Annotated in this window: 24 protein-coding genes and 1 pseudogene; 13 read left to right on the top strand and 12 right to left on the bottom strand. The window is 64.2% G+C overall.

Translation table 11 applies throughout. From position 1 onward, the window contains the following. Positions 1-59: 59 nt before the first annotated feature. The gene (gene pcaR / locus RTI28_RS07275) at positions 60-935 is read right to left on the bottom strand and encodes a pca regulon transcriptional regulator PcaR (protein WP_316919823.1); all 876 of its coding nucleotides are present in this window, start codon (positions 933-935) and stop codon (positions 60-62) included. Between the two features lie 546 nt (positions 936-1,481). Between pcaR and RTI28_RS07270 the strand changes: the two genes are divergently transcribed. Both RTI28_RS07270 and RTI28_RS07265 read left to right on the top strand, forming a co-directional pair. Further along, positions 1,482-1,682: a hypothetical protein gene (locus tag RTI28_RS07270; RefSeq protein ID WP_042123046.1), complete on the top strand. Its 201-nt coding sequence runs from the start codon at positions 1,482-1,484 to the stop codon at positions 1,680-1,682. A 334-nt stretch (positions 1,683-2,016) separates the two neighbouring features. Then, positions 2,017-3,489 carry an inorganic phosphate transporter gene (locus tag RTI28_RS07265; RefSeq protein WP_316919822.1) on the top strand — a complete coding sequence of 491 codons (1,473 nt, stop codon included), beginning with the start codon at positions 2,017-2,019 and terminating at the stop codon, positions 3,487-3,489. Positions 3,490-3,543: 54 nt separating this feature from the next. Here RTI28_RS07265 and RTI28_RS07260 read toward each other — a convergent pair whose 3' ends face one another. Continuing rightward, positions 3,544-5,019, bottom strand: a complete 1,476-nt coding sequence (locus RTI28_RS07260; RefSeq protein WP_316919821.1) for a helicase HerA-like domain-containing protein — start codon at positions 5,017-5,019, stop codon at positions 3,544-3,546. 170 nt (positions 5,020-5,189) lie between these two features. Here RTI28_RS07260 and RTI28_RS30285 point away from each other — a divergent pair. The 5 genes and pseudogenes from RTI28_RS30285 to RTI28_RS07240 all read left to right on the top strand — a co-directional run. Continuing rightward, a pseudogene (locus tag RTI28_RS30285) lies at positions 5,190-6,209 on the top strand (cache domain-containing protein); the annotation flags it as partial. 90 nt (positions 6,210-6,299) lie between these two features. Beyond that, positions 6,300-7,064 carry a methyl-accepting chemotaxis protein gene (locus RTI28_RS30280; protein ID WP_377697531.1) on the top strand — a complete coding sequence of 255 codons (765 nt, stop codon included), beginning with the start codon at positions 6,300-6,302 and terminating at the stop codon, positions 7,062-7,064. A gap of 298 nt (positions 7,065-7,362) precedes the next feature. Beyond that, positions 7,363-8,487 carry a glycosyltransferase family 1 protein gene (locus RTI28_RS07250; protein ID WP_316919819.1) on the top strand — a complete coding sequence of 375 codons (1,125 nt, stop codon included), beginning with the start codon at positions 7,363-7,365 and terminating at the stop codon, positions 8,485-8,487. Then, entirely contained in the window at positions 8,480-9,253 is a 774-nt protein-coding gene (locus RTI28_RS07245; RefSeq protein ID WP_316919818.1) for a polysaccharide deacetylase family protein, read from the top strand. The genes RTI28_RS07250 and RTI28_RS07245 overlap by 8 nt, the downstream gene beginning before the upstream one ends. After that, complete coding sequence (locus RTI28_RS07240; protein WP_316919817.1) at positions 9,250-10,251, top strand: lysylphosphatidylglycerol synthase transmembrane domain-containing protein; 1,002 nt, start codon at positions 9,250-9,252, stop codon at positions 10,249-10,251. Before RTI28_RS07245 ends, RTI28_RS07240 begins: the two co-directional genes overlap by 4 nt. Positions 10,252-10,394: 143 nt before the next feature. Here the strand turns inward: RTI28_RS07240 and purU are convergent, their stop codons facing one another. Next, positions 10,395-11,246, bottom strand: coding sequence for a formyltetrahydrofolate deformylase (gene purU, locus RTI28_RS07235; RefSeq protein ID WP_316919816.1), 852 nt, complete (start codon positions 11,244-11,246; stop codon positions 10,395-10,397). A 310-nt stretch (positions 11,247-11,556) separates the two neighbouring features. On the opposite strand from purU, the gene mvaT reads away from it, so the two are divergent. Continuing rightward, positions 11,557-11,937: a histone-like nucleoid-structuring protein MvaT gene (gene mvaT / locus RTI28_RS07230; RefSeq protein WP_316919815.1), complete on the top strand. Its 381-nt coding sequence runs from the start codon at positions 11,557-11,559 to the stop codon at positions 11,935-11,937. A 66-nt stretch (positions 11,938-12,003) separates the two neighbouring features. On the opposite strand, the gene sbcB is transcribed toward mvaT, so the two are convergent. The 3 genes from sbcB to RTI28_RS07215 all read right to left on the bottom strand — a co-directional run bounded on the left by sbcB (position 12,004) and on the right by RTI28_RS07215 (position 14,368). Continuing rightward, complete coding sequence (gene sbcB / locus RTI28_RS07225; RefSeq protein ID WP_316919814.1) at positions 12,004-13,434, bottom strand: exodeoxyribonuclease I; 1,431 nt, start codon at positions 13,432-13,434, stop codon at positions 12,004-12,006. A 41-nt stretch (positions 13,435-13,475) separates the two neighbouring features. Then, positions 13,476-13,835 carry a PilZ domain-containing protein gene (locus RTI28_RS07220; protein WP_316919813.1) on the bottom strand — a complete coding sequence of 120 codons (360 nt, stop codon included), beginning with the start codon at positions 13,833-13,835 and terminating at the stop codon, positions 13,476-13,478. Between the two features lie 146 nt (positions 13,836-13,981). After that, a complete protein-coding gene (locus RTI28_RS07215) occupies positions 13,982-14,368 on the bottom strand; it encodes a lipoprotein (protein WP_042123033.1) in 387 nt (128 codons plus the stop codon). Positions 14,369-14,571: 203 nt separating this feature from the next. Here RTI28_RS07215 and pyk point away from each other — a divergent pair, with 203 nt between their 5' ends. Continuing rightward, positions 14,572-16,023 (top strand): pyruvate kinase, encoded by a 1,452-nt coding sequence (gene pyk, locus RTI28_RS07210; RefSeq protein WP_316919812.1) that lies wholly within the window; start codon positions 14,572-14,574, stop codon positions 16,021-16,023. 55 nt (positions 16,024-16,078) lie between these two features. On the opposite strand, the gene RTI28_RS07205 is transcribed toward pyk, so the two are convergent. Continuing rightward, positions 16,079-17,014, bottom strand: coding sequence for an iron-sulfur-binding ferredoxin reductase (locus RTI28_RS07205; protein ID WP_316919811.1), 936 nt, complete (start codon positions 17,012-17,014; stop codon positions 16,079-16,081). Positions 17,015-17,283: 269 nt separating this feature from the next. On the opposite strand from RTI28_RS07205, the gene RTI28_RS07200 reads away from it, so the two are divergent. Then, a complete protein-coding gene (locus tag RTI28_RS07200; protein WP_316919810.1) occupies positions 17,284-18,807 on the top strand; it encodes a fumarate hydratase in 1,524 nt (507 codons plus the stop codon). A 65-nt stretch (positions 18,808-18,872) separates the two neighbouring features. Here RTI28_RS07200 and RTI28_RS07195 read toward each other — a convergent pair whose 3' ends face one another. The 4 genes from RTI28_RS07195 to RTI28_RS07180 form a co-directional block, all read right to left on the bottom strand. Continuing rightward, positions 18,873-19,172 (bottom strand): ribbon-helix-helix domain-containing protein, encoded by a 300-nt coding sequence (locus RTI28_RS07195; RefSeq protein ID WP_316919809.1) that lies wholly within the window; start codon positions 19,170-19,172, stop codon positions 18,873-18,875. A gap of 152 nt (positions 19,173-19,324) precedes the next feature. Continuing rightward, positions 19,325-19,633, bottom strand: coding sequence for a hypothetical protein (locus tag RTI28_RS07190; protein WP_316919808.1), 309 nt, complete (start codon positions 19,631-19,633; stop codon positions 19,325-19,327). A gap of 321 nt (positions 19,634-19,954) precedes the next feature. Continuing rightward, complete coding sequence (locus RTI28_RS07185) at positions 19,955-20,389, bottom strand: DoxX family protein (RefSeq protein ID WP_316919807.1); 435 nt, start codon at positions 20,387-20,389, stop codon at positions 19,955-19,957. 103 nt (positions 20,390-20,492) lie between these two features. Then, entirely contained in the window at positions 20,493-21,917 is a 1,425-nt protein-coding gene (locus RTI28_RS07180) for a transglycosylase SLT domain-containing protein (protein ID WP_316919806.1), read from the bottom strand. A 165-nt stretch (positions 21,918-22,082) separates the two neighbouring features. Here RTI28_RS07180 and RTI28_RS07175 point away from each other — a divergent pair, with 165 nt between their 5' ends. The 3 genes from RTI28_RS07175 (at position 22,083) to RTI28_RS07165 (ending at position 25,006) form a co-directional block, all read left to right on the top strand. Next, positions 22,083-22,889: a TatD family hydrolase gene (locus tag RTI28_RS07175; RefSeq protein ID WP_316919805.1), complete on the top strand. Its 807-nt coding sequence runs from the start codon at positions 22,083-22,085 to the stop codon at positions 22,887-22,889. A gap of 95 nt (positions 22,890-22,984) precedes the next feature. Beyond that, positions 22,985-24,463, top strand: coding sequence for a methyl-accepting chemotaxis protein (locus RTI28_RS07170; protein WP_316919804.1), 1,479 nt, complete (start codon positions 22,985-22,987; stop codon positions 24,461-24,463). Positions 24,464-24,640: 177 nt separating this feature from the next. After that, positions 24,641-25,006, top strand: a complete 366-nt coding sequence (locus RTI28_RS07165; protein WP_316919803.1) for an Mpo1-like protein — start codon at positions 24,641-24,643, stop codon at positions 25,004-25,006. A 3-nt stretch (positions 25,007-25,009) separates the two neighbouring features. Here RTI28_RS07165 and RTI28_RS07160 read toward each other — a convergent pair whose 3' ends face one another. Beyond that, positions 25,010-25,807, bottom strand: coding sequence for a thioesterase family protein (locus tag RTI28_RS07160; protein ID WP_316919802.1), 798 nt, complete (start codon positions 25,805-25,807; stop codon positions 25,010-25,012). Positions 25,808-25,848 lie beyond the last annotated feature (41 nt).

Here is a 25,848-nt window from a genome sequence, read left to right as displayed (position 1 = left end):
CGAAACGACGCAATTCGATAAACGCATCAGTGTGCGTTTATCGAACAGGATTGCATCGATCAGGCAAACAGCTGCGCACTCAGGTCGCGGCTGGCGGCGAGCATGATCGGCAGGAAACGCTGCTCCAGCTCGCTGCGGCTGACCCGCCCGGCATGGGTACTGACATTCAGCGCGGCGAGGACCTGCCCGGAAGCGTCGTACACCGGCACGGCGATGGAGCGCAGGCCTTGTTCCAGTTCCTGGTCGACGATGCACCAGCCTTGCTGACGCACCACCTGCAGGCATTCCAGCAATGCCTGCGGGTCGTGGATGGTGCGGCTGGTCTTGGCCTGCAGGTCGGCGTGTTCCAGGTATTCGTGAAGGGTGGCGTCATCCAGCGCGGCCAGCAGAATGCGCCCCATGGACGTGCAATAGGCCGGCAATCGCCCACCCACCGACAGGTCCACCGAAATCAGCCGCTGCACCGTGGCCGAACGGGCGATATAGAGGATGTCGTCGCCTTCCAGGGTGGCCATGTTGCAGGCCTCGTGCAGTTGATCGCTCATGCGGTCCAGGTACGGCTGGGCGGAGACCGCCAGCGGCGTCGAGGACAGGTAGGCATGGCCCAGGGTCAGCACCTTGGGCAGCAGCGAATAGGTGCGTCCGTCGGTGGTGGCATAGCCCAGCTTGATCAGCGTGTGCAGGCAACGCCGCACCGCCGCCCGGGGGATCTCGGTGCGGTGGCTGATCTGGGCGATGGTCAGGTGGCGCTTGCGCTCCTGGAACGCCTGCACCACCGCCAGGCCGCGGGCCAGGGAGGTCATGAAATCCGGATCGCCGGTGAACGCCTGGATACGCTTGGCCGGCGAGGCCACGATGGGCGGCGCCAGGGACGCAAACGAACTGCGCACATCATCGTTCAATCCAGATCCCTTGGGGGTTGTTTCATCACTCATGACTCACCTCGGTCACACACTCACGGGTGCGATTATCGAACCATCGACCGATAATCGCAATTGACCGATGACCACAATTGCTTATACCTTTCCTCCGCCCTTGTGGCTTCTTGGAGAGACTGGTCAGGTACCCACCGTAGAAGTCCCGGGTACGGCCTCGCCCACCAGCGAGGCCGTTTTTCATTCAGAACGGCAAAGTACCGTGGACGCCCTCTTCCACCACGGAATAAATGCCGCGCAGAACAAGAAGGAAACAAAGTCCCTTTGTTTAATGTCCATTCTTGTAAGCGGTTAATTGCCAGTATCCTTGCGGATATCAATTGCTATAATCAAAACCTGATGCCACCCGCCAGGGTCACGCATTATGGATCCATCCGTTCAATTACCCGGATCCCGTGTCGGACGCAAACAGCGTCGACACACGACAATAATCTGTTGCTGCGACAGCCGTTAACACTCTGGCAACCGTAGCCGCGTGTGCGTCATGCAACTCCTGCTGCAACGCCTTCGCGAAAAGCCAGCGTTAATTTGATAACAGGTAGCACTGTGACGAAAGACGAACTGCGCGCGGAACTTGAGCGCCAGGAACAACGCTTCAAGGACCTCTATGGTGGTGAAGTCACTACCTATGCCGCTCAACCCGACCCGGAACGCAAACCCTGGCGCAAGCGCGCCACCGTCATGGACCAGGTCTTCGCCGAAGAACTGCGCAAGATGGAAAAGGACCTGAATGTCGAGGAGCCGTGACGCCGGCACCTCGCAAGGCAAGGTTCGGGATCGTCGTGGTACCTGTCCATGCAGGTACCCCCGCCCCTATCGTTACGTCGTGATGATGAAACCGTAACGGATTCTCACAAATTTAATACGCCCGTTTGAAACTTTTCCGACGCGCACAATTCACGAATTTGCCATCAAGAATCCACATTCTCGTGGTTTTTCGCTGCGCTTTTCTGCCAGGCGCGGATCCATTCGCGTGAACAGCCCTCACTCCGGGGTCCTCCACCGGTCAGCAGCCAGTGCATTGATTACTGGGGATTTCTGGCATAATCGCGCCCCCTTATGACCGGGTCAGAAAACCTTCATGATCGAATTATTCAGCGGACTTGATGCGTGGGTACTGGTGAGCCTCATCCTCGCCTTGACCTTCGTACTCGCCTTCGAGTTCATCAATGGCTTTCATGACACCGCGAACGCGGTCGCGACAGTCATCTACACCAAGGCCATGCCCCCGCAACTGGCGGTCTTCGCCTCCGGTGTCTTCAACTTCCTCGGCGTGCTGCTCGGTGGTGTCGGTGTCGCCTACGCCATCGTTCACCTGCTGCCGGTGGAGTTGCTGATCAACGTCAACACCGGACACGGCCTGGCCATGGTCTTCTCGCTGCTGGCCGCCGCCATCGCCTGGAACCTCGGCACCTGGTACTTCGGCATCCCGGCGTCCAGCTCGCATACCCTGATCGGCTCGATCCTCGGCGTCGGCCTGGCCAACGCGCTGATCAACGACATTCCCCTGGGTGACGGGGTGAACTGGCAGAAGGCGATCGATATCGGCATGTCCCTGGTCCTGTCGCCGATGGCCGGTTTCCTGGTCGCCGCGCTGGTCCTGCTCGGCCTGAAGTGGTGGCGCCCGCTGTCGAAGATGCACAAGACGCCGGAACAGCGCCGCATGCTCGACGACAAGAAGCACCCACCGTTCTGGAACCGCCTGGTCCTGGTCATGTCGGCCATGGGCGTGAGCTTCGTGCACGGTTCCAACGACGGTCAGAAAGGTATCGGCCTGATCATGCTGGTCCTGATCGGTATCGTCCCGCAGCAGTTCGTCCTCGACCTCAACAGCACCACCTACCAGATCGAGCGGACCCGCGACGCGACCCTGCACCTGAGCCAGTTCTACGAACGCAACCACGAAACCCTGGGCGAGTTCCTGGCCCTGGGCAAAGCCGCCAAAGGCGACCTGCCGGAGCAGTTCAGCTGCAACCCGCACCAGACCGAACCGACCATCGCCGCGCTGCAGCAGTCGCTGGAAGGCGTTGCCGACTACCGTGCGCTGAGCTCGGAAACCCGTGTCGAAGTTCGTCGCTACCTGCTCTGCCTGGATGACACCGCGAAGAAGGTCGGCAAGCTGCCAGGCCTGCAGGCCCGTGAAAAATCGGACCTGGAGAAGCTGCGCAAGGACCTGACGGCGACCACCGAATACGCACCGTTCTGGGTCATCCTCGCGGTCGCCCTGGCCCTCGGCCTCGGCACCATGGTCGGCTGGAAACGTGTGGTCCTGACCATCGGCGAGAAGATCGGCAAACAGGGCATGACCTACGCCCAGGGCATGTCGGCGCAGATCACCGCGGCCTGCGCCATCGGCATGGCAAACATCTTCAGCCTGCCGGTTTCCACCACCCACGTCCTGTCGTCCGGTGTCGCCGGGACCATGGTGGCGAACAAGAGCGGCCTGCAGGGCGGCACGGTTCGCACCATCCTGCTGGCCTGGGTCCTGACCCTGCCGGCCTCGATGGGCCTGGCGGCGGGTCTGTTCTGGATCTCCACCCGCTTCGTCGGCTGAGTGATCCGCACATGAAAAAAGGCGCCTGTCGGGGCGCCTTTTTTCATGCCTGCGCTATTTGCGCTTGCCGCCCAGCAACGAGCCCATCAGGCCCCGCACCAGCTGCCGGCCCAACTGATTGGCCGCCTGCCGCACCGCCGACTTGATCGCCTGCCCCGCCGCGCTCTGCAGGAACTCCCCGGCCTTGTCCGCCAGGCTCTCCTCTTCGGCCTTGGCCACGCTCGGCGCCTCGGCCGCCTCGCCTTTGCGCGCGGTGAGCATTTCATAGGCCGACTCGCGGTCCACCGGCCGGTCGTAGCGCCCGGCCAGTGGCGAGGCCGCCACCAGGGCGGCCCGCTCGGCAGCGCTCAACGGCCCGATGCGTGACTGCGGCGGGACGATCAGCACCCGCTCGACCATCCCCGGCGTGCCCTTGTCCTGCAGGGTACCCACCAGTGCTTCGCCGATACCCAGTTCGGTCAGCACGCTGAGGGTGTCGAACGCCGGATTGGGCCGGAAGCCGTCGGCCACCGCACGCAGGGACTTCTGCTCCTTGGCCGTGAACGCGCGCAGGCCGTGCTGGATACGCAGCCCCAACTGCGCCAGGACATCATCCGGCAGATCGCCTGGCGACTGGGTGACGAAGTACACCCCGACACCCTTGGAACGGATCAGCCGCACCACCTGTTCCAGGCGTTCCTGCAAGGCCTTCGGCGTGCCGCTGAAGAGCAGGTGCGCCTCGTCGAAGAACAGCGCCAGCAGTGGCTTGTCGGCATCACCGCGCTCAGGCAGCTGCTCGAACAGCTCAGCCAGCAGCCAGAGCAGGAAGGTCGCGTAGACCTTGGGCGCCTCATGCACCAGGCGACTGGCATCCAGCAGGTGAATGCGCCCGCGCCCGTCCGTCGCCGGCTGCAGCAGATCCTCCAGTTGCAGCGCCGGCTCGCCGAACAGAGCCTCCGCGCCCTGCTGTTCGAGGGTCGCCAGGCGACGCAGCAAGGCCTGGGTCGAACCGCTGGTCATCAGCGCGCTGTCTTCGCCCAGCAACTGCGGGTTGTCCTTGAGATGCCCGAGCAGGGCCTTGAGGTCCTTGATATCCAGCAACAGCAGGCCTTCCCGGTCGGCCACCTTGAACGCCGCATACAGCGCGGCCTGCTGGCTGTCGTTCAACTCCAGCAGGTTGCCCAGCAGCAATGGGCCCATTTCGCTCAGGGTGGTACGCAATGGATGACCGGATTGGCCGTGGATATCCCACAACGTCACCGGATAGGCCTGGGGACGATGATTCAGCCAGGGCATCCCGGCGATACGCTCGGCCACCTTGCCCTGGGGATTGCCCGCCGCGCCGAGGCCGCACAGGTCGCCCTTGACGTCCGCGGCGAACACCGCCACCCCGGCGTCGCTGAAGGCCTCGGCCAGATGCTGCAGCGTCACGGTCTTGCCGGTACCGGTGGCGCCAGCCACCAGGCCATGGCGGTTGGCCAGGCGCAAGGCCTGGGCAACCGGCTGTCCGACAAGATCGCCGCCGAGAACGAATTGCACAGAATCCGCCATGTTTTTTCATCCTCCATATAAAGCTTTGGTGTGAGTCAGCCGATACCGAAGTGTGATTGCTACAAGAAAGTCAGGAAAACCCCGACAAGGACATGGGAATGCTCTGCTTTCGCGATGCTCTTTCGTGCGAACGACCCGGATATTCAAGACCTTAGCGGACCCAACAAGCCATGAATAAAAATCTCCGTTTCAGCCACAAAATTCTGTTGGCCGCCTCACTGATCGTGATGATCGCGTTCAGCCTGTTCACGCTGTACAACGATTACTTGCAGCGTAATGCGATTCGGGAAAACCTGGAGAACTATCTTCAGGAAATGGGCGACAGTACGGCGACCAACATCAAGAACCTGTTCGACGGTCGTATTCTGCTGGTGGAAAACGTTGTGCAGAACATTGCCACCGACCCGCAGAACGTTGGCGAACTGCTCGCGCAGAAGGCCCTTACTTCAAGTTTCCTGACGGTTTACATGGGCCATCCGAATGGTGACTTCACCATTCGTCCACAGATGAAAATGCCCGACGGCTACGATCCGCGCGTGCGTCCCTGGTACAAGGACGGCATGAACGTAGGCAAGACCATGCTGACCGAACCCTATATCGATGCCAGTACCGGCAAGATGGTGATTTCGATCATCGGCGCGGTCAGCCGCGAGATTGGCGTAGTGGGTGGTGACCTGGCCCTGGACGGCCTGGTGGAGATCATCAACTCGCTGAACTTCGGCGGCATGGGCTACGCCTTCCTGGTCAACGACCAGGGCAAGATCCTGGTGCACCCGAACAAAGACCTGACCATGAAGTCGCTGAGCGACGTGTTCCCGCACAACACTCCACGCCTGGCCCGCGAGCCGGTGGAAGTGGAACTGGACGGCTCCACCCGGATCCTCAGCTTCACCCCGGTCAAGGGCCTGCCTTCGGCCAACTGGTATATCGGTCTGTCCGTGGACAAGGACAAGGCCTACGCAATGCTGAGCAAGTTCCGCACTTCGGCGGTGGTTGCCACTGTCATTGCCGTGGCCTTCATCATTGGCCTGCTGGGCCTGCTGATCAACGTCCTGCTGCGTCCGCTGCACACCATGATCCGCGCGATGGAGGGCATCGCCCAGGGCGAAGGCGACCTGACTCGCCGCCTGAACATCCACAACCACGACGAATTCGGCATGCTCGGCAAGGCCTTCAACCATTTCGTCGGACGCATCCACGAGTCGATCCGCGAAGTGGCCTCGGCCACCGAGCACGTCAACGAAGTGGCCCTGCGCGTGGTCAGCGCCTCGAACTCGTCGATGGTCAACTCCGACGAGCAGAGCAACCGCACCAACAGCGTCGCCGCGGCGATCAACCAGCTCGGCGCCGCCGCCCAGGAAATCGCCCATAACGCGGCCCAGGCTTCGCAGCAGGCCAGCTCGGCGCGGCATCTGGCGGAAGAAGGCCAGCAGGTGGTGGATCGCAGCATCCAGGCGATGAATCGCCTGTCGGACATGATCTCGACCTCCAGCACCCATATCGAGACGCTGAACAGCAAGACCGTCAACATCGGCCAGATCCTCGAAGTGATCACCAGCATTTCCCAGCAGACCAACCTGCTGGCCCTCAACGCCGCGATCGAGGCCGCACGTGCCGGCGAAGCCGGGCGCGGTTTCGCCGTGGTCGCCGACGAAGTGCGCAACCTCGCGCACCGCACCCAGGAGTCGGCGCAGCAGGTGCAGAACATGATCGAGGAACTGCAGGTCGGCGCCCGCGAGTCGGTGGAAACCATGAGCCAGAGCCAGCGCCACAGCAGCGACAGCGTGAACATCGCCAACCAGGCGGGCGAGCGCCTGAACAGCGTGACCCAGCGCATCGGCGAGATCGACGGCATGAACCAGTCGGTGGCCACCGCCACCGAGGAGCAGACCGCCGTGGTCGACTCGATCAACATGGACATCAGCGAAATCAACATGCTCAACCAGGAAGGCGTCGAGAACCTGCAATCGACCCTGCGTGCCTGCGCGGACCTGGAAGAACAGGCCGGCCGCCTGAAACACCTGGTCGGCAGCTTCCGCATCTGATCCATCCGTATCCACCTACGGTGGACCTTGTGGGAGCGAGCTTGCTCGCGAACGGCGGCGCAGCCGTCGTAAAACCTGAGTCCCGGGATTGTCAGGCACATCGAGGACTCAGGTTTTGTGGCCGCTTCGCGCCCATTCGCGACGGTTCGGCGTTCCGACAAGCTCGCTCCCACAAGCGTTCTTACCGGGTGCCTTTGTTACCAATCGAACAAACTATTCTTTCCGTAGGTCAACTTTAAGGCGCGTCATCGCGGCCGCCAGCACGCCGCGTGACTGTCCACAAGACGATCCCGGAGGGATGCTGATCGTGCATATCGCCGACATCACCATGTTCTACGCCCCCGCCAGCGGCGGCGTGCGGACCTACCTCGATGCCAAGCACCGCCGCCTCGGCCTCGCCCCGAATGTCCGCCACAGCCTGTTGATCCCCGGCGCCAGCGCCCGTCATGCCAATGGCATCCATGAGGTCCCCGCGCCGCCCCTGCCCTTCGGTAACGGCTACCGCTTTCCGCTGCGCCTGGCGCCCTGGTGCAACGTGCTGCACGAACTGCAACCCGACCTGATCGAGGTCGGCGACCCCTACCTCACCGCCTGGGCCGCACTCGACGCGCGGCGGCGCCTGGACGTGCCGGTGATCGGCTTCTATCACTCCGACCTGCCACTGCTGGTCAGCAACCGCATGGGCAACTGGTTCACGCCCAACGTGGAAGCCTATGTCAGCAAGCTCTATGGCAATTTCGACCGGGTCCTGGCGCCCAGCCAGGTGATGGCGCACAAGCTGCGCAGCCTCGGCGTGGGTAATGTCCATGTGCAGCGCCTCGGCGTCGACCTCAACACCTTCCACCCCGACCGCCGCGACCCGGCGCTGCGTGCCGAACTGGGCCTGGCCGAGGACAGCCGGCTGCTGGTCTTCGCCGGTCGCGGCTCGCGGGAAAAGAATCTGCCGGTACTGCTCGACTGTATCCAGCGCCTGGGCAAGCCCTATCACCTGCTCCTGGTCGGCTCGCACATGCCGGGCAACGTGCCGGACAACGTCACGGTCTTCGGCGAGTTCCGCCCGGCCAGCGAGGTCGCCCGCCTGCTGGCCAGCGCCGACCTGCTGGTGCATGCCGGCGACCAGGAAACCTTCGGCCTGGTCATCCTCGAAGCCATGGCCAGCGCCACGCCGGTGGTGGCGGTAGCGGCCGGGGCCTTCAGCGAGATCGTCGATGCGCAGTGCGGCCAGCTGTGCCTGCCCGGTGATGGCCAGGCCATGGCCGAGGCGGTGCGGGAGATCTTCGAACGCGGCACCGAGCGCCTCGGTCGGCAAGCTCGCCGCCATGTCGAGCAGCACTACAGCTGGGACAGCGTGGTCAGCGGCCTGCTCGAGCACTACCGCGCGGTACTCGGCTACAGCGATCTGCCGGTGCGTGCCCATGCCTGAGCCTTGTGCCACTCCCAGCGCCGGGCGCAGCGTGCTGCTGGTGCTGCACGACGTCGCGCCGGAAACCTGGCCGGACTACCAGCCCTTCGTCGAAGCGGTGGACGCCCTCGGGCAGATCCCCATGACGATGCTGGTGGTGCCGGACTTTCATCGGCGCAATGCCGTGGAGGGCAACACGCCGTTTCGCCGCACCCTCGATCAGCGCCTGCTCCGCGGTGACGAACTGGCCCTGCACGGCTACTACCACGCCGACGACGGTCCCGCGCCGCGCACGCCCGGCGAATACTTCATGCGCCGCCTCTACACCTGGGAAGGCGAGTTCTACGCATTGAGCCAGCACCAAGCGTTGCAGCGCCTGGGCGACGGTATCGAGCTTTTCCGGCGCCTGGACTGGCCGTTGAGCGGCTTCGTCGCGCCGGCCTGGCTGATGAGCGAAGGCACCCGCCAGGCCCTGCGCCAGTTGCCGCTGCACTACACCAGCGACCCACAGCACCTCTACCGCCTGCCCGATTTCACCCCGGTGGCAGCGCCAGGCCTGGTCTGGAGCGCGCGCAGCGCCTGGCGACGGGGCCTGTCGCGGGCCGTCAGCGCGGTGCAGGAACGGCGCATGGCCGACGCCAGCACCATTCGCCTCGGCCTGCACCCGGTGGACATGCGCCATGGCTTTGCCCGGCGCTACTGGCTGGACACCTTGCAACGCCTGCTGGCGGACGGGCGCATTCCGATGACCAAGCTGGCCTGGCTGGCCAGCCGGCCAGGACCATGAGACGCCTTGGCTGGCTGCTCGCCGCCCTGCTGCTGGCGGCGCTGGTGCCGGTCCTGCTTGGCGGCAGCGAGCTGCTGCCGCGCCTGCGCGGTTTTCCGCCGGCCCTGCTGCTGGCGCTGTTCGCCATGATCTTCCTGTGCTGGAGTCTCAACGCCTTGCGCCTGCGCCTGTTGTTGGGCAGCCAGGGGGAAAGGATCGGCCGTCTGCGCAGCCTCGGGGTGATCATGGCCACCGAGTTCGCCATCTGCACGACTCCCGGCGGCAGCGGCGGCCCGCTGACCCTGATGGCGCTGCTGTCCCGCGACCGCGTGCAGCCGGCCCACAGTGGCGCGGTGTTCGCCATGGACCAGTTGAACGACCTGCTGTTTTTTCTCTGCGCGGTGCTGGCCATCGTCGTCTACACCCTGTTCCACCGTTTCAACCGCGGCCTGGAAGGGATGCTGATCGGCACGGCCCTGCTGATGCTGGCCGTGCTCGGTCTGGGCGTGATCCTGCTGCGCTGGCGACGCGGGCTGCTGCACTGGAATGGCCGCCTGCTGAACCGGCTTGGCGTGCGCGGGGCAACCCGGCGGCGCTGGGCGCGACGGCTGCTGCAGTTCTGCCGGGCGTTCCAGGCGACCCTGCGCCTGCCACGGCGGATCCTCGCCCTGGTGTTCGGCCTGACCTGCCTGCACTGGGCGCTGCGCTACAGCGTGCTGTATCTGGTGCTGCTGGGGTTGGGCGGCAACCTGCAGTGGGTTTCCAGTTTCCTGGTGCAGGTGCTGTCCCTGAGCGCCGGGCAGTTCAGCCTGCTGCCTGGTGGCGCGGGGGCGGCGGAGCTGACCTCGGCGGCGCTGCTGACGCCGATGGTGGGCACGTCAACCGCGGCGGCGGCGGTGCTGGTCTGGCGGGTGGTGACCTACTACTTCTATCTGGTCGCCGGTGGTCCGGTCTTTCTCTACCTGCTCGGCCGGCCCTTGCTGCAGCGCATCGCTGCTCGTCGCCAAGGTCTTCCATAACTCGGCGGCACCCGGAAAATCGGTGCCGTCCTCGCTGCCCAGGGCGTTCGGATCGTAACGGCTCAGGCACCCCTCACCCAATGTGGGTGGAGGATGGGCGGTGGCTTTGTCGAAGGGATCGCTCATTGCACCGCCCTCCCGGGTCAGTCGAACACCACGGTCTTGTTGCCGTGCACCAGCACGCGGTCTTCCAGGTGATAGCGCAGGCCACGGGCCAGGACCATCTTCTCGACATCGCGGCCGAAACGCACCATGTCCTCGATGCTGTCGCTGTGGCTCACACGCACCACGTCCTGCTCGATGATCGGGCCGGCGTCCAGCTCTTCGGTGACGTAGTGGCAGGTTGCGCCGATCAGCTTCACGCCACGCAGCGACGCCTGATGGTACGGCTTGGCGCCGACGAAGGACGGCAGGAAGCTGTGATGGATATTGATGACCTGCTGGGCGTATTCCTCGCACAGCTGCGGCGGCAGGATCTGCATGTAGCGCGCCAGCACCACCACGTCGGCGCCGTGCTCCTTGACCAGGCGCGAGACCTCGGCGAAGGCCGGCTGCTTGTCCTTCGGATCGACCGGGACATGGAAGAACGGGATGCCGTGCCATTCGACCATGCTGCGCAGGTCGTCATGGTTGGAAATCACGCAGGGGATGTCGCAGTCCAGTTCGTTGCTGTGCCAGCGGTGCAGCAGGTCGGCCAGGCAGTGCGACTCGCGGCTGGCCATCAGCACGACACGCTTCTTCTGATCGGTGTCGGTGATCCGCCAGGTCATGGAGAACTCTTCGGCGATCGGGGCAAAGGCCTCGCGGAAGGCCTCGATGCCAAAAGGCAAGGTGTCGGCACGAATCTCGTGACGCATGAAGAACCAGCCGCTCAGGTCATCGGAGTGATGGCTCGCTTCGGTGATCCAGCCGTTGTGGGACGCCAGGAAATTACTGACTTTGGCGACGATGCCGACACGGTCGGGACAAGCGATCACCAGCCGATAGGTACGCATGCAGGGGACTCCAGAACTTCATAAAGGCGCACATTCTAGCGACTGCCCGGCAAAACTACAGTATCCATGTGACATCCGCCGCCTGCCGGACGGCCCCGCTTGGCCGGGCGGCCGACGGGTGCGACAGCTGCCGACGGACTAATACGCTTAGTCGTTTGACCAATAAGCACATGTAAATTGCACGCGCGACATTCCGCAGCGGAAATAAACCACTACTAAGAGCGTGAAATCGAATTGTTTACTTGAGCAAATAGTCTGACTATTATTGCCGCACAGTTACCCGAGCTCACTATTTCCAAAGGAACGCCTCATGTCCCTGATCAACGAATATCGCGCTACCGAAGAAGCTATCAAAGAACTGCAAGCCCGCCTGCAGAGTCTGTCCGCCGACGACAAGCTGCAGAAAGAACTGGAGTTCGAGAAGAAGCTGCGCGAACTGATGGGGACTTTCGGCAAATCCCTGAAAGACATCATTGCCCTGCTCGACCCGGAAGCCAAACTGAACAAGGCGCCTCGCGGCGCCGTGGCAAAGACCACCGGCACCAAGCGCGCGCGCAAGGTCAAGCAATACAAGAACCCGCACAACGGCGAAATCATCGAAACCAAAGGCGGCAACCACAAGACCCTGAAAGAGTGGAAAGCCAAGTGGGGCGGTGACGTCGTGGAAGGTTGGGCAACCCTGCTGGGTTAATTTTCCCGCTTAGCAAAAAAGACGCCGGCAATGCCGGCGTTTTTTATTAACTTTTTTTAACATTTCCTACACGTTCAGGCGTTGCCGCAAACTCGCGGCGTAGCCACGCCATTCCTCCAGCAGCGCGCGCTGGCTCCCCTGCGCCTGCGCCAGGGCCTGTAGCAGAGCGCTATCGAATGCCGCCAGGGTATGCGGCGCACCCAATGCGGGATCAATGAGTCGTTGCTGGCAGAACGTTCGCCACTGCTGTTGCTCCTCTTCATCAAGACTCGCCGGAAAGTTCCGAGCCCTATATCGGAAAAGCAACTCGGGCAAACGCGGGTCGTCGAACATCCAGCGTCGGCTGCCCAGTTCCTGCGGATCGGCGGCGCGCACCTGTTCGCATAAACGACGATCACGGTCGCCGATGAATCCGCCATATAGCTGCTGTTCAGGGTCATCACTCTCGGCAAAATCACCCTCCGCATAAATTGACGTCAATTTATGCTCCCACTGCTCCCGTGCCGTCATCAGTCGTTCACCACGCCGCAGCAAATCGGACATATCCAGGCCCAGGCGTTGCTGATCTTCCTTGCGCAATACCGCCAATGGCGCCACTACCGGGCAGCGATTGATGTGCAGCAACTTGAGCGGAACTGGCAACTGCCCGTCGAGCATATCCTCGCGGCGCATGTATAAGCGCTCACGCAATACTTCGGAATTTTCCGTCAACAGCGGCTCAATATCCTGATGCAGATCGCAAACGATCAAGGCATTGCGGTTCTCCGGGTGCCAGGCCAGCGGCAGCACCACCCCAAGATAACTACGCGCCGCCGAGAAACGCCCGGAAATATGTACCAGGGGCTGCAACAAGCGAATCTGCTCGAGAACTTTCTGTTTGCTGCGCAATTCGAACAGCCACTCGTACAGCCGTGGTTGCCTGGCACGGATCAGACGCGCCAGAGCGATGGTGGCACGCACATCGGACAGCGCCTCGTGCGCCTGGCCGTGCTCCAGGCCATTGGCCGCGCTGAGCAGTTCCAGGCGCAGGCTGACCTGGCCATCGACCTGCGGCCACTGGATACCTTGCGGACGCAGCGCATAGGCAGTGCGCACCGTATCGATCAGGTCCCAGCGGGTGTTGCCGCCCTGCCACTCGCGGGCATAGGGGTCGAAGAAGTTGCGGTACAGGCTGTAGCGCGTGACTTCGTCATCGAAACGCAGGGTGTTGTAGCCCGCGCCACAAGTGCCGGGACGGGACAGTTCGGCGTGGACCCGGGTCATGAAGTCGGCTTCGGCGAGGCCGTCGCGGGCCAGTTGCCCCGGACTGATGCCGGTGATCAGGCAGGCGGCCGGGTGCGGCAGGATGTCGTCGCTGGGCTGGCAGAACAGATTGACCGGCGCTTCGATCTCGTTGAGGTCCAGATCGGTGCGCACGCCGGCGACCTGCAAGGGCCGGTCGCAACGCGGGTTGATGCCGGTGGTTTCGTAGTCGTGCCAGAAAATGCTGGGGCTCACGGCGGCTTCGTCCTGAACAGGGGAAATCGCCGGAGTCTACCTCATGCCGATGTCTGCAACGGACGGAAACTGAAGTAGTCGTGCAGGGCACTCACCAGTGTTTCGTACTCTCGCGGCGCCTGCAGCAGCATGAAGCCGGAGTCGAAGAAGCCGGGACTTTCGTCCTCATGGCACCACAGGCAGCTGGCCGTGATATTGATGCGCTGCCAGCCATCGGCCTGGCCGGGAATCCTCAGTTGCAGCTCGAAATCGGGCCCGACCAGCAACGGCAGGGTACTGATGAGCATGAGACCGTCTTCCGATGCGTTGCCCAGGTAACCGATGGGCTGATCGGTGAAACGGTTGTAGACCTTGAGGAAGTAGGGAAGCAGGTGACGCTCGATTCGGCGCTCGGTATACATGGCAAAGGATCGCAATGGATAACCCTTTGAGCAGGGTCGCGCTAGTGCCGTCTTGTACAGGTGCACGCTGTTTGTACACAGTCTGTTTCAATGAGAGTAGCGCAGACCAGGGCAATGCTTCCAGCGGAAATTGCCCTGGCGGTCAATCAACGCAACGGCGCCAGCGGCGCGGGTCGCGTCAGCGCGGCTTCACCCTCGCGATAATGTCCAAGCTGCTCAAGCGTTTGCAGGCGCGCGCGGGCCCGGTAGGCGTACTCGTTCCGCGGGTACTGCTGGATGATGTACTGATAGGTCTGCGCCGCATCGACGAACAGCTTCTGCCGCTCCAGGCACTGACCGCGCAACATCGCTGCTTCCGGCCAGATGAACGGCCGCGCGCGACTGGTGCGGTCGACCTGCGACAGCTCGAGGGTGACCCGCTCGCAATCGCCGCGATCATAAGCCCGGTAGGCATTGTTCAGATGGTGGTCCATGGACCAGCGGGTGCAGCCGACGACACTGGTCGCCAGGGCCAGGATAAACAGGGCTCGCATGGGGATTCTCCTTTGCTGAGCACTATATCGGCGTTTTCCGACAAATCTATAGGCGATAGCGGGTTTGACCACGAACACCTCACAACTTCCGCGAACACCGTTCAAACGCCAGCAAGACCCCGCCCAAGGTAGTGCAAAGGAACAATGACTACAGCGTTTTTCAGGAGTAGCCTCTCGCTGCGCTTCACTACAGGAGTCTGTGCATGACCATCCGCCGCACCAAAATCGTCGCCACCCTCGGCCCCGCCAGCAATTCACCGGAAGTGATCGAACAACTGATCCTCGCCGGCCTGGATGTCGCCCGCCTGAACTTCTCCCACGGTACTCCGGACGAACACAAGGCGCGCGCCCGCCTGATCCGTGACATCGCGGCTCGCCACGGCCGTCATGTGGCATTGCTGGGCGACCTGCAGGGTCCGAAGATCCGCATCGCCAAGTTCACCAACAAACGTATCGAACTCAAGGTCGGCGACCGCTTCACCTTCTCCACCGCCCACCCGCTGACTGCCGGCACCCAGGAAATCGTCGGCATCGACTATCCGGACCTGGTCAAGGACTGCGGCGTCGGTGACGAACTGCTGCTCGACGACGGCCGCGTGGTCATGCGCGTCGAGACCGCCACCGCGGACTCGCTGCACTGCGTGGTGCTGATCGGTGGCCCGCTGTCCGACCACAAGGGCATCAACCGCAAGGGTGGCGGCCTGACCGCGCCGGCCCTGACCGAGAAAGACAAGGCCGACATCAAGCTGGCCGCGGAAATGGACCTGGACTACCTGGCCGTGTCCTTCCCGCGTGACGCTTCCGACATGGAATACGCCCGTCGCCTGCGCGACGAAGCCGGCGGCAGCGCCTGGCTGGTGGCCAAGATCGAACGTGCCGAAGCCGTGGCCGACGACGAGACCCTCGACGGTCTGATCCGCGCCAGCGACGCCGTGATGGTGGCCCGTGGTGACCTCGGCGTGGAAATCGGCGACGCCGAGCTGGTAGGTATCCAGAAGAAGATCATTCTGCACGCACGCCGCCACAACAAGGCGGTGATCGTCGCGACCCAGATGATGGAGTCGATGATCCAGAACCCGATGCCGACCCGCGCGGAAGTGTCCGACGTATCCAACGCCGTGCTGGACTACACCGACGCCGTCATGCTCTCGGCGGAAAGCGCCGCCGGTGCCTACCCGCTGGAAGCGGTGCAGGCCATGGCGCGGATCTGCCTGGGCGCGGAAAAGCACCCGACCAGCAAGACCTCCAGCCACCGAATGGGCACCCAGTTCAGCCGTTGCGACGAGAGCATCGCGCTGGCGGCCATGTACACCGCCAACCACTTCCCGGGCGTGAAGGCGATCATCGCCCTGACCGAGAGTGGCTACACCCCGCTGATCATGTCGCGGATCCGTTCCTCGATCCCGATCTTCGCCTTCTCTCCGCACCGCGAGACCCAGGCCCGCGTGGCCATGTTCCGCGGCGTCTACACCGTACCGTTCGACCCGGCGGCGCTGCCACCGGAGAAGGTCAGCCAGGCGGCGGTCGACGAGCTGCTCAAACGCGGCCTGGTCGAGCAGGGCGACTGGGTCATCCTGACCAAGGGCGACAGCTACCACACCATCGGTGGCACCAATGGCATGAAGATCCTGCATGTCGGTGATCCGCTGGTTTGATTGCTGCTGTGAATGAAAACGCCCGGCCTTGAGCCGGGCGTTTTCATTTTCGGAATCAGGCATGCCCTACAAACAGATCGGCATACACCTGGTTGCGCGGCACCCCGGCCAGGAACAACCGCCGCGAAAATTCCTCGACACTCCCCGGCGCCCCACACACCAGCGCCACCGTCTGCCGCGACTGCACACGCAAGGCCCCCAGCGCCGTCGGCAGGTCATGCGGCAACAGCAGCTCCACCTGCAACTGCGCACAGCGCCCCGCCCTCTCCTTCAGTTCCTCTGCCAGGTAATGCCCCGCGCCGTCCCGCGCCAGATGCAGCAACCTGATCGGCCCGCGATGCTCCTGGCGCAACGCCTCGCGCAGGATGCCCCACAACGGCGCCAGCCCGGTGCCCGCCGCCAGCAGCCAGAGCGGCCGGTCCTGCCACTCCGGGTCGTAGTGCAGGGCGCCGCTGCGCAACTCGCCCAGGCGCAACTCGTCGCCCACGGCCAGGCGCCGCGCCTCGGTGCAGAAGGCGCCGGGCTGTCGGCAATCGATATGAAACTCCAGCCACGGATCCTCCGCCGGCACGCTGGCCAGGGAGTACGGCCGCGCAACGCCCGCGGCGTTCCACAACAACAGGTGTTGTCCCGCCTGATAGCGCAGGCCGTTCAACGGCTGCAGGCGCAGGCGCAGGACCTCGCCGCGCCAGTCCGCCGCCACGACACGCGCCGGCTGGCCATCGCTCTGCGGATCGAACAACGCCACCCGCAGGTCCATGTCGACCCGGCACTGGCACGCCAGTCGCCAACCCGCCTCCCGCTGTGCCGCACCCAGGGCTTCGGGACGTCCGTCTACCGGCTCGCCCTCCAGGCAACGCACCAGGCAGGCATGGCAACTGCCCGCCCGACAGCTGTAAGGCACGCCACAACCGGCGTCGTTGAGGGCATCGAGCAGGTTGCTGCCGGGCGCAACGGACCACAGGCGGTCGCCGACACGCAGTTCGGGCATCGAGGTTCATCTCCAGAAAATATTCACACGCCAATCTAGGCCTGTTCCGTAGGACAGGCCAAGGAAAACAGCAAGAACGATGCCGGGCGATAACCGACCATGGTTGGACCACTGGCGCGTGTACCAACGGCCGAGGCGCGCTATACTGCCGCGCCTTTTTTGCGTCGGACACCCCGTCCCGGCGCGTCTGAAAGGTCGTTTCGACAACTCGGCCTGTCCGCGTCGGAATACCTTATTGAATGTTCCCGTGTTTAAGAGGAGCGCGCTGCATGACCGTGATCAAGCAAGACGACCTGATTCAGAGCGTCGCCGATGCCCTGCAATTCATTTCGTACTACCATCCCGTCGATTTCATCCAGGCCATGCACGAGGCCTACCTGCGTGAAGAGTCGCCCGCCGCACGCGACTCCATCGCCCAGATCCTGATCAACTCGCGCATGTGCGCCACCGGCCACCGCCCGATCTGCCAGGACACCGGTATCGTCACCGTGTTCGTCCGCGTCGGCATGGACGTGATCTGGGAAGGCGCCACCATGAGCGTCGACGACATGATCAACGAAGGCGTGCGTCGCGCCTACAACCTGCCGGACAACGTCCTGCGCGCCTCGATCCTGGCCGACCCGGCCGGTGCCCGCAAGAACACCAAGGACAACACGCCGGCGGTGATCCACTACTCCATCGTCCCGGGCAACACCGTGGAAGTGGACGTCGCGGCCAAGGGCGGCGGCTCCGAGAACAAATCGAAGATGGCCATGCTCAACCCGTCCGACTCGATCGTCGACTGGGTGCTCAAGACCGTTCCGACCATGGGTGCCGGCTGGTGCCCGCCTGGCATGCTCGGCATCGGCATCGGCGGTACCGCCGAGAAGGCCGCGGTGATGGCCAAGGAAGTGTTGATGGAGTCCATCGACATCCACGAACTGAAAGCCCGTGGCCCGCAGAACCGCATCGAGGAACTGCGCCTGGAGCTGTTCGACAAGGTCAACCAGCTGGGTATCGGTGCCCAGGGCCTCGGCGGCCTGACCACCGTGCTCGACGTCAAGATCATGGACTACCCGACCCACGCCGCCTCGCTGCCGGTGTGCATGATCCCGAACTGCGCCGCCACCCGTCACGCCCACTTCGTCCTCGACGGCTCCGGCCCGGCCGAACTGGAAGCGCCGTCGCTGGACGCCTACCCGGAAATCGTCTGGGAAGCCGGCCCGTCGGCTCGCCGTGTCGACCTCGACACCCTGACCCCGGAAGACGTGCAGAGCTGGAAACCGGGCGAGACCATCCTGCTCAACGGCAAGATGCTCACCGGCCGCGACGCCGCGCACAAGCGCATGGTCGAGATGCTCAACCGCGGCGAAGAGCTGCCGGTGGACCTGAAGGGCCGCTTCATCTATTACGTCGGCCCGGTCGATCCGGTGCGTGAGGAAGTCGTCGGCCCGGCCGGCCCGACCACCGCGACGCGGATGGACAAGTTCACCCGCCAGATCCTCGAGCAGACCGGTCTGCTGGGCATGATCGGCAAGTCCGAGCGCGGCCCGACCGCCATCGAGGCGATCAAGGACAGCAAGGCCGTGTACCTGATGGCCGTCGGCGGCGCCGCCTACCTGGTGGCCCAGGCGATCAAGAAATCCCAGGTCCTGGCCTTCGCCGAACTGGGCATGGAAGCGATCTACGAGTTCGAGGTCAAGGACATGCCGGTCACCGTCGCGGTCGACAGCAAGGGCGAATCGGTGCACATCACCGGCCCTGCAATCTGGCAGAGCAAGATCGCCGAAAGCCTGGCGGTGGAAGTGAAGTAAGCCGTCCGGCTTGCTGATGTGAAAAAGCGGCGTGGGCCCTGCCCCGCCGCTTTTTCATTGCCTGCTCAACGGGCCACGGCCTTCAGCGGCACCGCCTCGGCCAGCCGTCGCTGGCTCAGGTAGCGAATGCAGCTGACGCGCAGGAACGAAGCGAAGTTGACCACCTCGCCGCGGTACTCCATCACCTCGTCGTAGAGCTTGGTGATCAGCTGGTTGGTGGTCATGCCATCGACTTCGGCGATTTCCCGCAGGACATCCCAGAACTGGTTTTCCAGGCGCAGCGTGGTCACCACCCCGCGAATGCGCAGCGAGCGGCTGCGCGATTCGTAGAGGATCGGGTCGGCCTTGACGTACAGCTCGCACATGACGGCTCCTTCATTCTTGATGGTGGACAGCCTTGCGCGGTTCCTTGTAGGAGCTGGCTTGCCTGCGAAGGACCGCGCAGCGGTCCCGGACCTCACCGCGATCGGGGACCGCTTCGCGGTCCTTTCGCGGGCAAGCCAGCTCCTACAGCGACCTACGCCCGGGTAATCAATCCCTGCCGCGCAATCCGGGTCAACTGCCCGATCACCTGCGCGGCCTCCTCTGCCGCCGGCGCCTGCACCACCGCCAGATCGAAACGATCATCGGCAAATTCCGCCAGCGAGGTACCGAGATCGACGAACTGGATCAGCAAGGCCGTGGCGCGGCCCTTGCGACGAGGCCAGCCATCGAGGAAACGCACGAGGGTCGGTTGATGCGGGCCGCTCAGCAGCACGCGCGGGGTGCGCGCCGACTGGCTGGAAGGCAGGGGGGTCAGACAGACACTGGAACGTGGGCAACTCATGGAGTTCATATTCTCCGCCTCGCAGATCCCGCTGGGCTGCGGTGGGAGGCATCACCGAACCAGCGCTTTAGCGGTATTCGGATCACCTCGAAGGGCTCTCCCGCGCCCCGCAAGTAGCTGTTTAAATCGGCGCAGGTGGGCATCCTAGAGAAGCCCGTTGTGGACTGTCAACACCACTGATGGCCTATTGGGCCTGCTTTGCAGGCCTTCGCGACGGTTCGGCGCCCCGACAAGCTCGCTCCCACAAAGAAGCCGGTCTGCATGCCTCTTGTAGGAGCGAGCTTGCTCGCGAAGGGCCGCAAAGCGGCCCCGGAAAACACCTCAACTTCTCGAAATCGCCCCATCCAGCGAAGCCCGGCCAGCCCCCTCGAGCAGCACCGCCACCGCGCCACCCAGTAGCGCCAGGGCGAACTCATAACCGTTGTTCTGCATGAACAGCCCGTTGTCGATGTGCACCGAGAAGATCGCCACCACCAGCAGCCCGATCAGCGCCAGCGCCGCCGGCCGCACCAGCAGGCCGATGACCAGGGCCAGGCCGCCGAAGAATTCCGCGCCACCAGAGAGCATCGCCATGGGCATGCCCGGGGTCAGGCCGAGGCTTTCCATGAACTGCGCGGTGCCCGCCAGGCCACCACCGCCGAACAGGCCGAAAAGCTTCTGCGAGCCGTGGGCCATGAAGATGATGCCAACGATGATGCGCAGGATGGTCATGCCCCAGCCGGCGCGGGTGGTCATTACGGAGTGAATGGCGTTCATGCTGAATGTCCTTGCGAGGTGTGATGTGTTGTTGGCGCCATAATAATCATATTATCGAATATGAAAATCGCAATTAATCCATCATAAACATCGAATATGTGGATTATTTCCGCCCTTTCACCTTGTCGCCGCGGGAGGACTCCAGCGCCTCCCGCTCCCGGTCGAAGGCCAGGAAGTACTTGTTGACGCTATTAACATAGCTGACGGGCCCCATTCCCACCTGCTCCAGGGCCACGCGCTCGACCTGGAAGAACCACTGGTTCGGATTCAGCCCGCGCCGCCGGGCTTCGCCGCGCATCGCCTGGACCCGTTCCGGGCCGATGTTGTACGCGGCGAGGACGAAGGCCATGCGCTCGCGCTCGTTGAGCTTGTCGCTTGCGAAGAACTTGCGCCGGATCAGCGCCAGGTAGCGGGCGCTGGCCTCGACATTGCCGTCGAGGCTGTTGATATTGCTGACCCCGACCCGCTGCGCCGCACTCGGCGTGATCTGCATCAACCCATGGGCGCCGCCGGCCCCGCGGGCAGCCGGATTCAGCGAGGACTCCTTGAAGGCCAGCGCGGCGAGGTTGAGCCAGTCGAGCTTCTGCGCCTCGGCATGCCGCTGCAGCACCGGGCGCAGCTTGTCCAGGCGCTGCCGGTTGGCCCTGGCCAGTGGATAGTGGACCTTGTACAGGCGCCGGTAGATGCGCTCGAACGCCACGTCCTGGTCGGCCGGGGCACGGTAGTCCTGAAGGAAGCGATCGACGCTGGCATGCAGCATCACCGCCTCGCGCCGCATGTACCAATGGGTCGATTGCGGCTCGGTCAGGCTGACCTTGCGCTGGATGTTCAGCTTGGGCATGACCTTGTGCCAGCGCTCGGCAATCGGTTGCTCCACCACCGTCAACGGCAGGATCCCGCCCTGGACCATCTCCAGCACGTCCTCCACCGCCAGGCTCGGGTCGATCCATTCGAGCTTGATCGGCGCCTGCTTGCGCAGCGCCAGCTTCTGGTTGATCTCGTGCAGGGTGTCGGCGGCGGCGCTGCCGGCGGCCAGGGCCAGGGTGTGGCCGGAGAGTTGCTCGACGCGGCTGAAGGTGCGTTCGCCGCGGCGTCCCACCAGCACCAGCGGCACCCGCTCCAGCACCGGGTCGCTGGCGCTGACGCCGCGGGTCGAGGTCGGATCGAGCAGTTCGCCCGGCGCCACCAGGTCGCCCTCGCCGCGTTGCAGGGCGGGGACCAGTTGCTCCTTGGCCTTGGGGATCAGCTTCAGGCGGATTTCCTGGCCGTCGCGGGCGCGGGCATTGAGGTAGTGCTCGAGGGCGCGCAGGCGGTAATACTCCACGCCGTAGGGCTGGCCCTTCACTTCGCCGGAACTGTTGCGGCTCTGATTGACCAGCACGCGCAGCTCGCGGCTGGCGCGAATCTGCGCCAGGTCGCGGTCCTTGCCGCTGCTGACCACCTGGGTCGGCCCGGCCAGGCGCGCGCTGGCCGGCCCCGCGCAGAGCAGCCCGGCGAACAGCAGAATCAGCAGTAGAAGTCGAGGCATCCGGTCTCCAGGAACAGGCCGCGATGGCGTGCGTGGCGTCATACTCTGCAGCAGTCCCATGACAATTGACCGCAAATGACCACGGCAACTCATTGAAGTTCTTGTGTTTATTGTTATTTTTCAGCCCATCGAGGGCCTTTTGTCCGCGAATTTCGAGGTAGCACCATGCAACTCATCGACATCGGCGTCAATCTGACCAACGCCAGTTTCGCCGGCATCCACCAGGATGTCCTCGACCGCGCCGAGGCCGCCGGGGTGCACCAGATGGTCCTGACCGGCACCAGCCTGGCCGGCAGCGAAGAAGCCCTGGCGCTGTGCCAGCGCCTGGACCCGGACGCCCGCCGCCTGTTCGCCAGCGCCGGCGTGCACCCCCACGATGCCAAGCAATGGCACGCCGACAGCCCGCGCCAGCTGCGCCAGTTGCTCGAACAACCGCGGGTGCAGGCGGTGGGTGAATGCGGCCTGGACTTCAACCGCGACTTCTCGCCGCGCCCGCAACAGGAAAAGGCCCTGGAGGAACAGTTGGCCCTGGCCGTGGAGCTGCAGATGCCGGTGTTCCTCCACGAACGCGACGCCAGCGAGCGCCTGCTGCATATCCTCAAGGACTACCGCGACCACCTGAGCGCCGCCGTGGTGCATTGCTTCACCGGCGAGCGCGAGGCGCTGTTCGGCTATCTCGACCTCGACCTGCATATCGGCATCACCGGCTGGATCTGCGACGAACGCCGCGGCACCCACCTGCACGGCCTGGTCGGCAACATTCCCGAGGGCCGCCTGATGCTGGAAAGCGACGCACCCTACCTGCTGCCACGCAGCCTGCGGCCGAAACCGAAGAACGGGCGCAACGAGCCGGCCTACCTGCCGGAGGTATTGCGCGAGGTGGCCCGCCATCGTGGCGAGTCCGAAGCCCATCTGGCGGCACATACAACCCTGTGCGCGCGGCGCTTCTTCAACCTCCCGGAGCTGGCTTGACACATATCAAGATTTACTGCTGATTAGTCGACCAGAATGCTGGCACCTTGCCAAAAAACTTTCCGCTTAAACGCTTAACTCAGAGAAGACCTACCATGGGTGCCTGGCTTAGCAACATTTCCCTGAAGTACAAGTTCTGGGCTGTCAACGCGGTGGCGTTCGTCACCACGCTGTTTCTGGTGCTGTACGCGGTGTTCCTCGAACAGCAGGCGCGGGTCGACGAGGCCCGCGACCGCGCCGCCGCCGAAGCCCGCCTGCTGGCGGCCTGGCCCGCCGGGCAGGCGTTGCCGCAAAGCCCGCACATCGTCGCCTTCACCCCGGGCCAGACACCCAGCTACCAGGGCCAGCCCCTTGCCGGCCTGGCCAATGCCAGCGGCTGGGTCAGCCTCGAACCCTACGCGATCTTCGGCGAAGCGCCGCTGGCCGGTGCCCAGGTCATCAGCCGCGACGGTCAGCGGGTCGCGGTGCTGGCGCCGTCGCCGAGCTTCGTCCAGGTCTACGGCGACCGTTTCGGCAACTACGCGGTGTGCGTGCTGATCCTCATGCTGGCGATGCTCTGCGCCTCGCAGTTGCTGATCCGCTTCCTCCTGGCCCAGCTCAATACCCTCAAGGACGTGATGCTCCACGTCGAGAAGACCGGCGACCTGTCCGCCCGCGTGCCGCTGTCCTGCGGCGACGAGGTCGGCCAGATGGCCAGCGCCTTCAACGCCATGCAGACCACCTATCACCGCGTGGTCAACACCGTCGCGGTCACCGCCGCGCAGCTCGACTCCGGTGCCGCGCGCCTGGCCTCGAGCATGAGCGACGTGCGCCAGGGCATGCTCGGTCAGCAGAGCGAGACCGACCAGGCGGCCACGGCGATCAACGAGATGTCCGCCACCGTCTACCACATCGCCCAGCATGCCGGCGCCACCCGCGACCTGTCGCAGACCGCCGACAGCCTCGCCGGCAGCGGCAAGGACGTGGTCAACCGGGTGCAGACCTCGATCGCCGGGCTGTCCAGCGGTGTGCAGCAGACCGCCGAGATGATTCGCCAGCTGGCCGAGGACAGCCAGAAGATCAATGGCGTGGTCAACGTCATCCACAGCATCGCCGAGCAGACCAACCTGCTCGCCCTCAACGCCGCCATCGAGGCGGCCCGCGCGGGCGATCTCGGGCGTGGTTTCGCGGTGGTCGCCGACGAAGTGCGCAACCTGGCCAAGCGGGTGCAGACCTCCACCGACGAGATCACCGAGATGGTCTCCGCCCTGCAGGCCGGAACCCGGGATGCGGTGGAATTCATGACCGAGAGTTCGTTCAAGGCCGACGACTGCGTCAAGCAGGCCCAGGAAGCCGGCGAGGCGCTGGCGGAGATCACCGCGGCGGTGGCGCAGATGCGCGAGAGCAATACGCAGATCGCCGTGGCCGCGGAGCAGCAGAGCCAGGTGGCGGAAGAAATGAACCGGGCGGTGGTGAGCATCCGCGATGTCACCGAGGATACGGTGCAGCAGACGGTGTCCTCGGCGAGCACCAGCAGTGAGCTGGCGACCCTGGCCGGAGAGCTGAACAAAGTGATCGGGCAGTTGAAGTTGTAGGGATCTTCAGGCCTCATCGCGGGCAACGCCCGCTTCCACAGTGGGAGCGGGCGTTGCCCGCGATGAGGCCGCAACTGACACACCTATGCCGCCGATCAATCCCCTCAATTGGCCCGTCCTACACCGCACAACTACTCTTCAGACATGCACTGTCATAAAAGTCTGAGGACCCCGCCCATGAGCAAACGCCTGCCCAACCTCCCCGCCTGGCAGTGGCGTGGCTATCCCGACAACCACCGCAACCCGACCAACCTGGTGCTGCACTTGATCGCCGTGCCGCTGTTCATCGTCGGTACGTTGCTGGTGCTGTCGGGATTGTTCGGGCTGGACCCGGGGCAGATCGCCGTGGGGGTGATCGGCCTGTTCGCCGGGTTGGCCCTGCAGAAGCATGGCCATCGCCTGGAAGCCGAACAGCCGGAGCCATTCAGCGATCGCCAGGATGCGGTGAAGCGCCTGCTCACCGAGCAGTTCATCACCTTTCCACGCTTCCTGTTCAGCGGTGCCTGGTGGCGCGCCTGGCGCGAGCGCCACCGGCAGCGCTGAGGCTCAGGCGAACACCGTCACCGTCTGCCGGCTGATCGCCAGCAGCTCGCCGGCAGCATTCCACATGCCCGCCGCGGTGTGCCCGTAACCGTCGCGGGCATGTTCGATCTCGGCGCAGTACTGGCACCAGTCCAGGGTGCTCAGGCTGGCCACCGGCTGGACGAATTCGATGGTCCAGGTCAGGGTGCTGCCCGCCGCCGGTTTGCTCAGGTACGGCATCAGCGCCGGCGGCCAGGCGTCGACCAGGGCCAGCAGGTGCGCCTCGGTCACCGGCTCTTCCACCGCGTCACGCAAGCGCACCCAGCCACCCATGTGGCGCCCCGGCGTATTGGTGAACGGCAAGGCGCCAATGCCCCAGCGCATCGCCAGGTGCCGGGTGTACTCCGGGGTAATGCCCGGAATGAACGGCAGCTCCGAGCTGGATTGCTCCAGGCTTTTCATCTCCACCACCGGCAGCGCCGGCACATCGACCACCGAGCTGCGCCCGGCGCCGAAGCTACCCTGCACCAGGGTCACCGTCTGGCCGTTCTGCACCGCCCGCCCGAGCAGGGAACTGACCGCCTTGCCCTCGCGCAGCAGCTCCACTTCGAAACTGATCGGCACATTCGGCTCGGCCGGGCCGACGAAGGTGATCGCCAGGGACCGAACGGGGCGCTCCGGCGCTACCCGCGCGTGCATGGCCTCGTACACCAGCGCCGCCATCAGGCCGCCGAAACAGGCACGCCCCTGCGCCCATTCAGCGGGAATCACCACGTCGTGCGGGCGCTGGCGAACGGCGGTGAGCAGTTGGGAAAAATTCATGCGAACCTCATCCTGCGGAAAAGTCCTACGATCTTAAGAGG

This window comes from Pseudomonas sp. zfem002 (assembly GCF_032621685.1).
GTDB classification, from domain to species: domain Bacteria; phylum Pseudomonadota; class Gammaproteobacteria; order Pseudomonadales; family Pseudomonadaceae; genus Aquipseudomonas; species Aquipseudomonas japonica.
This window is presented reverse-complemented; position numbering and strand designations above follow the sequence as displayed.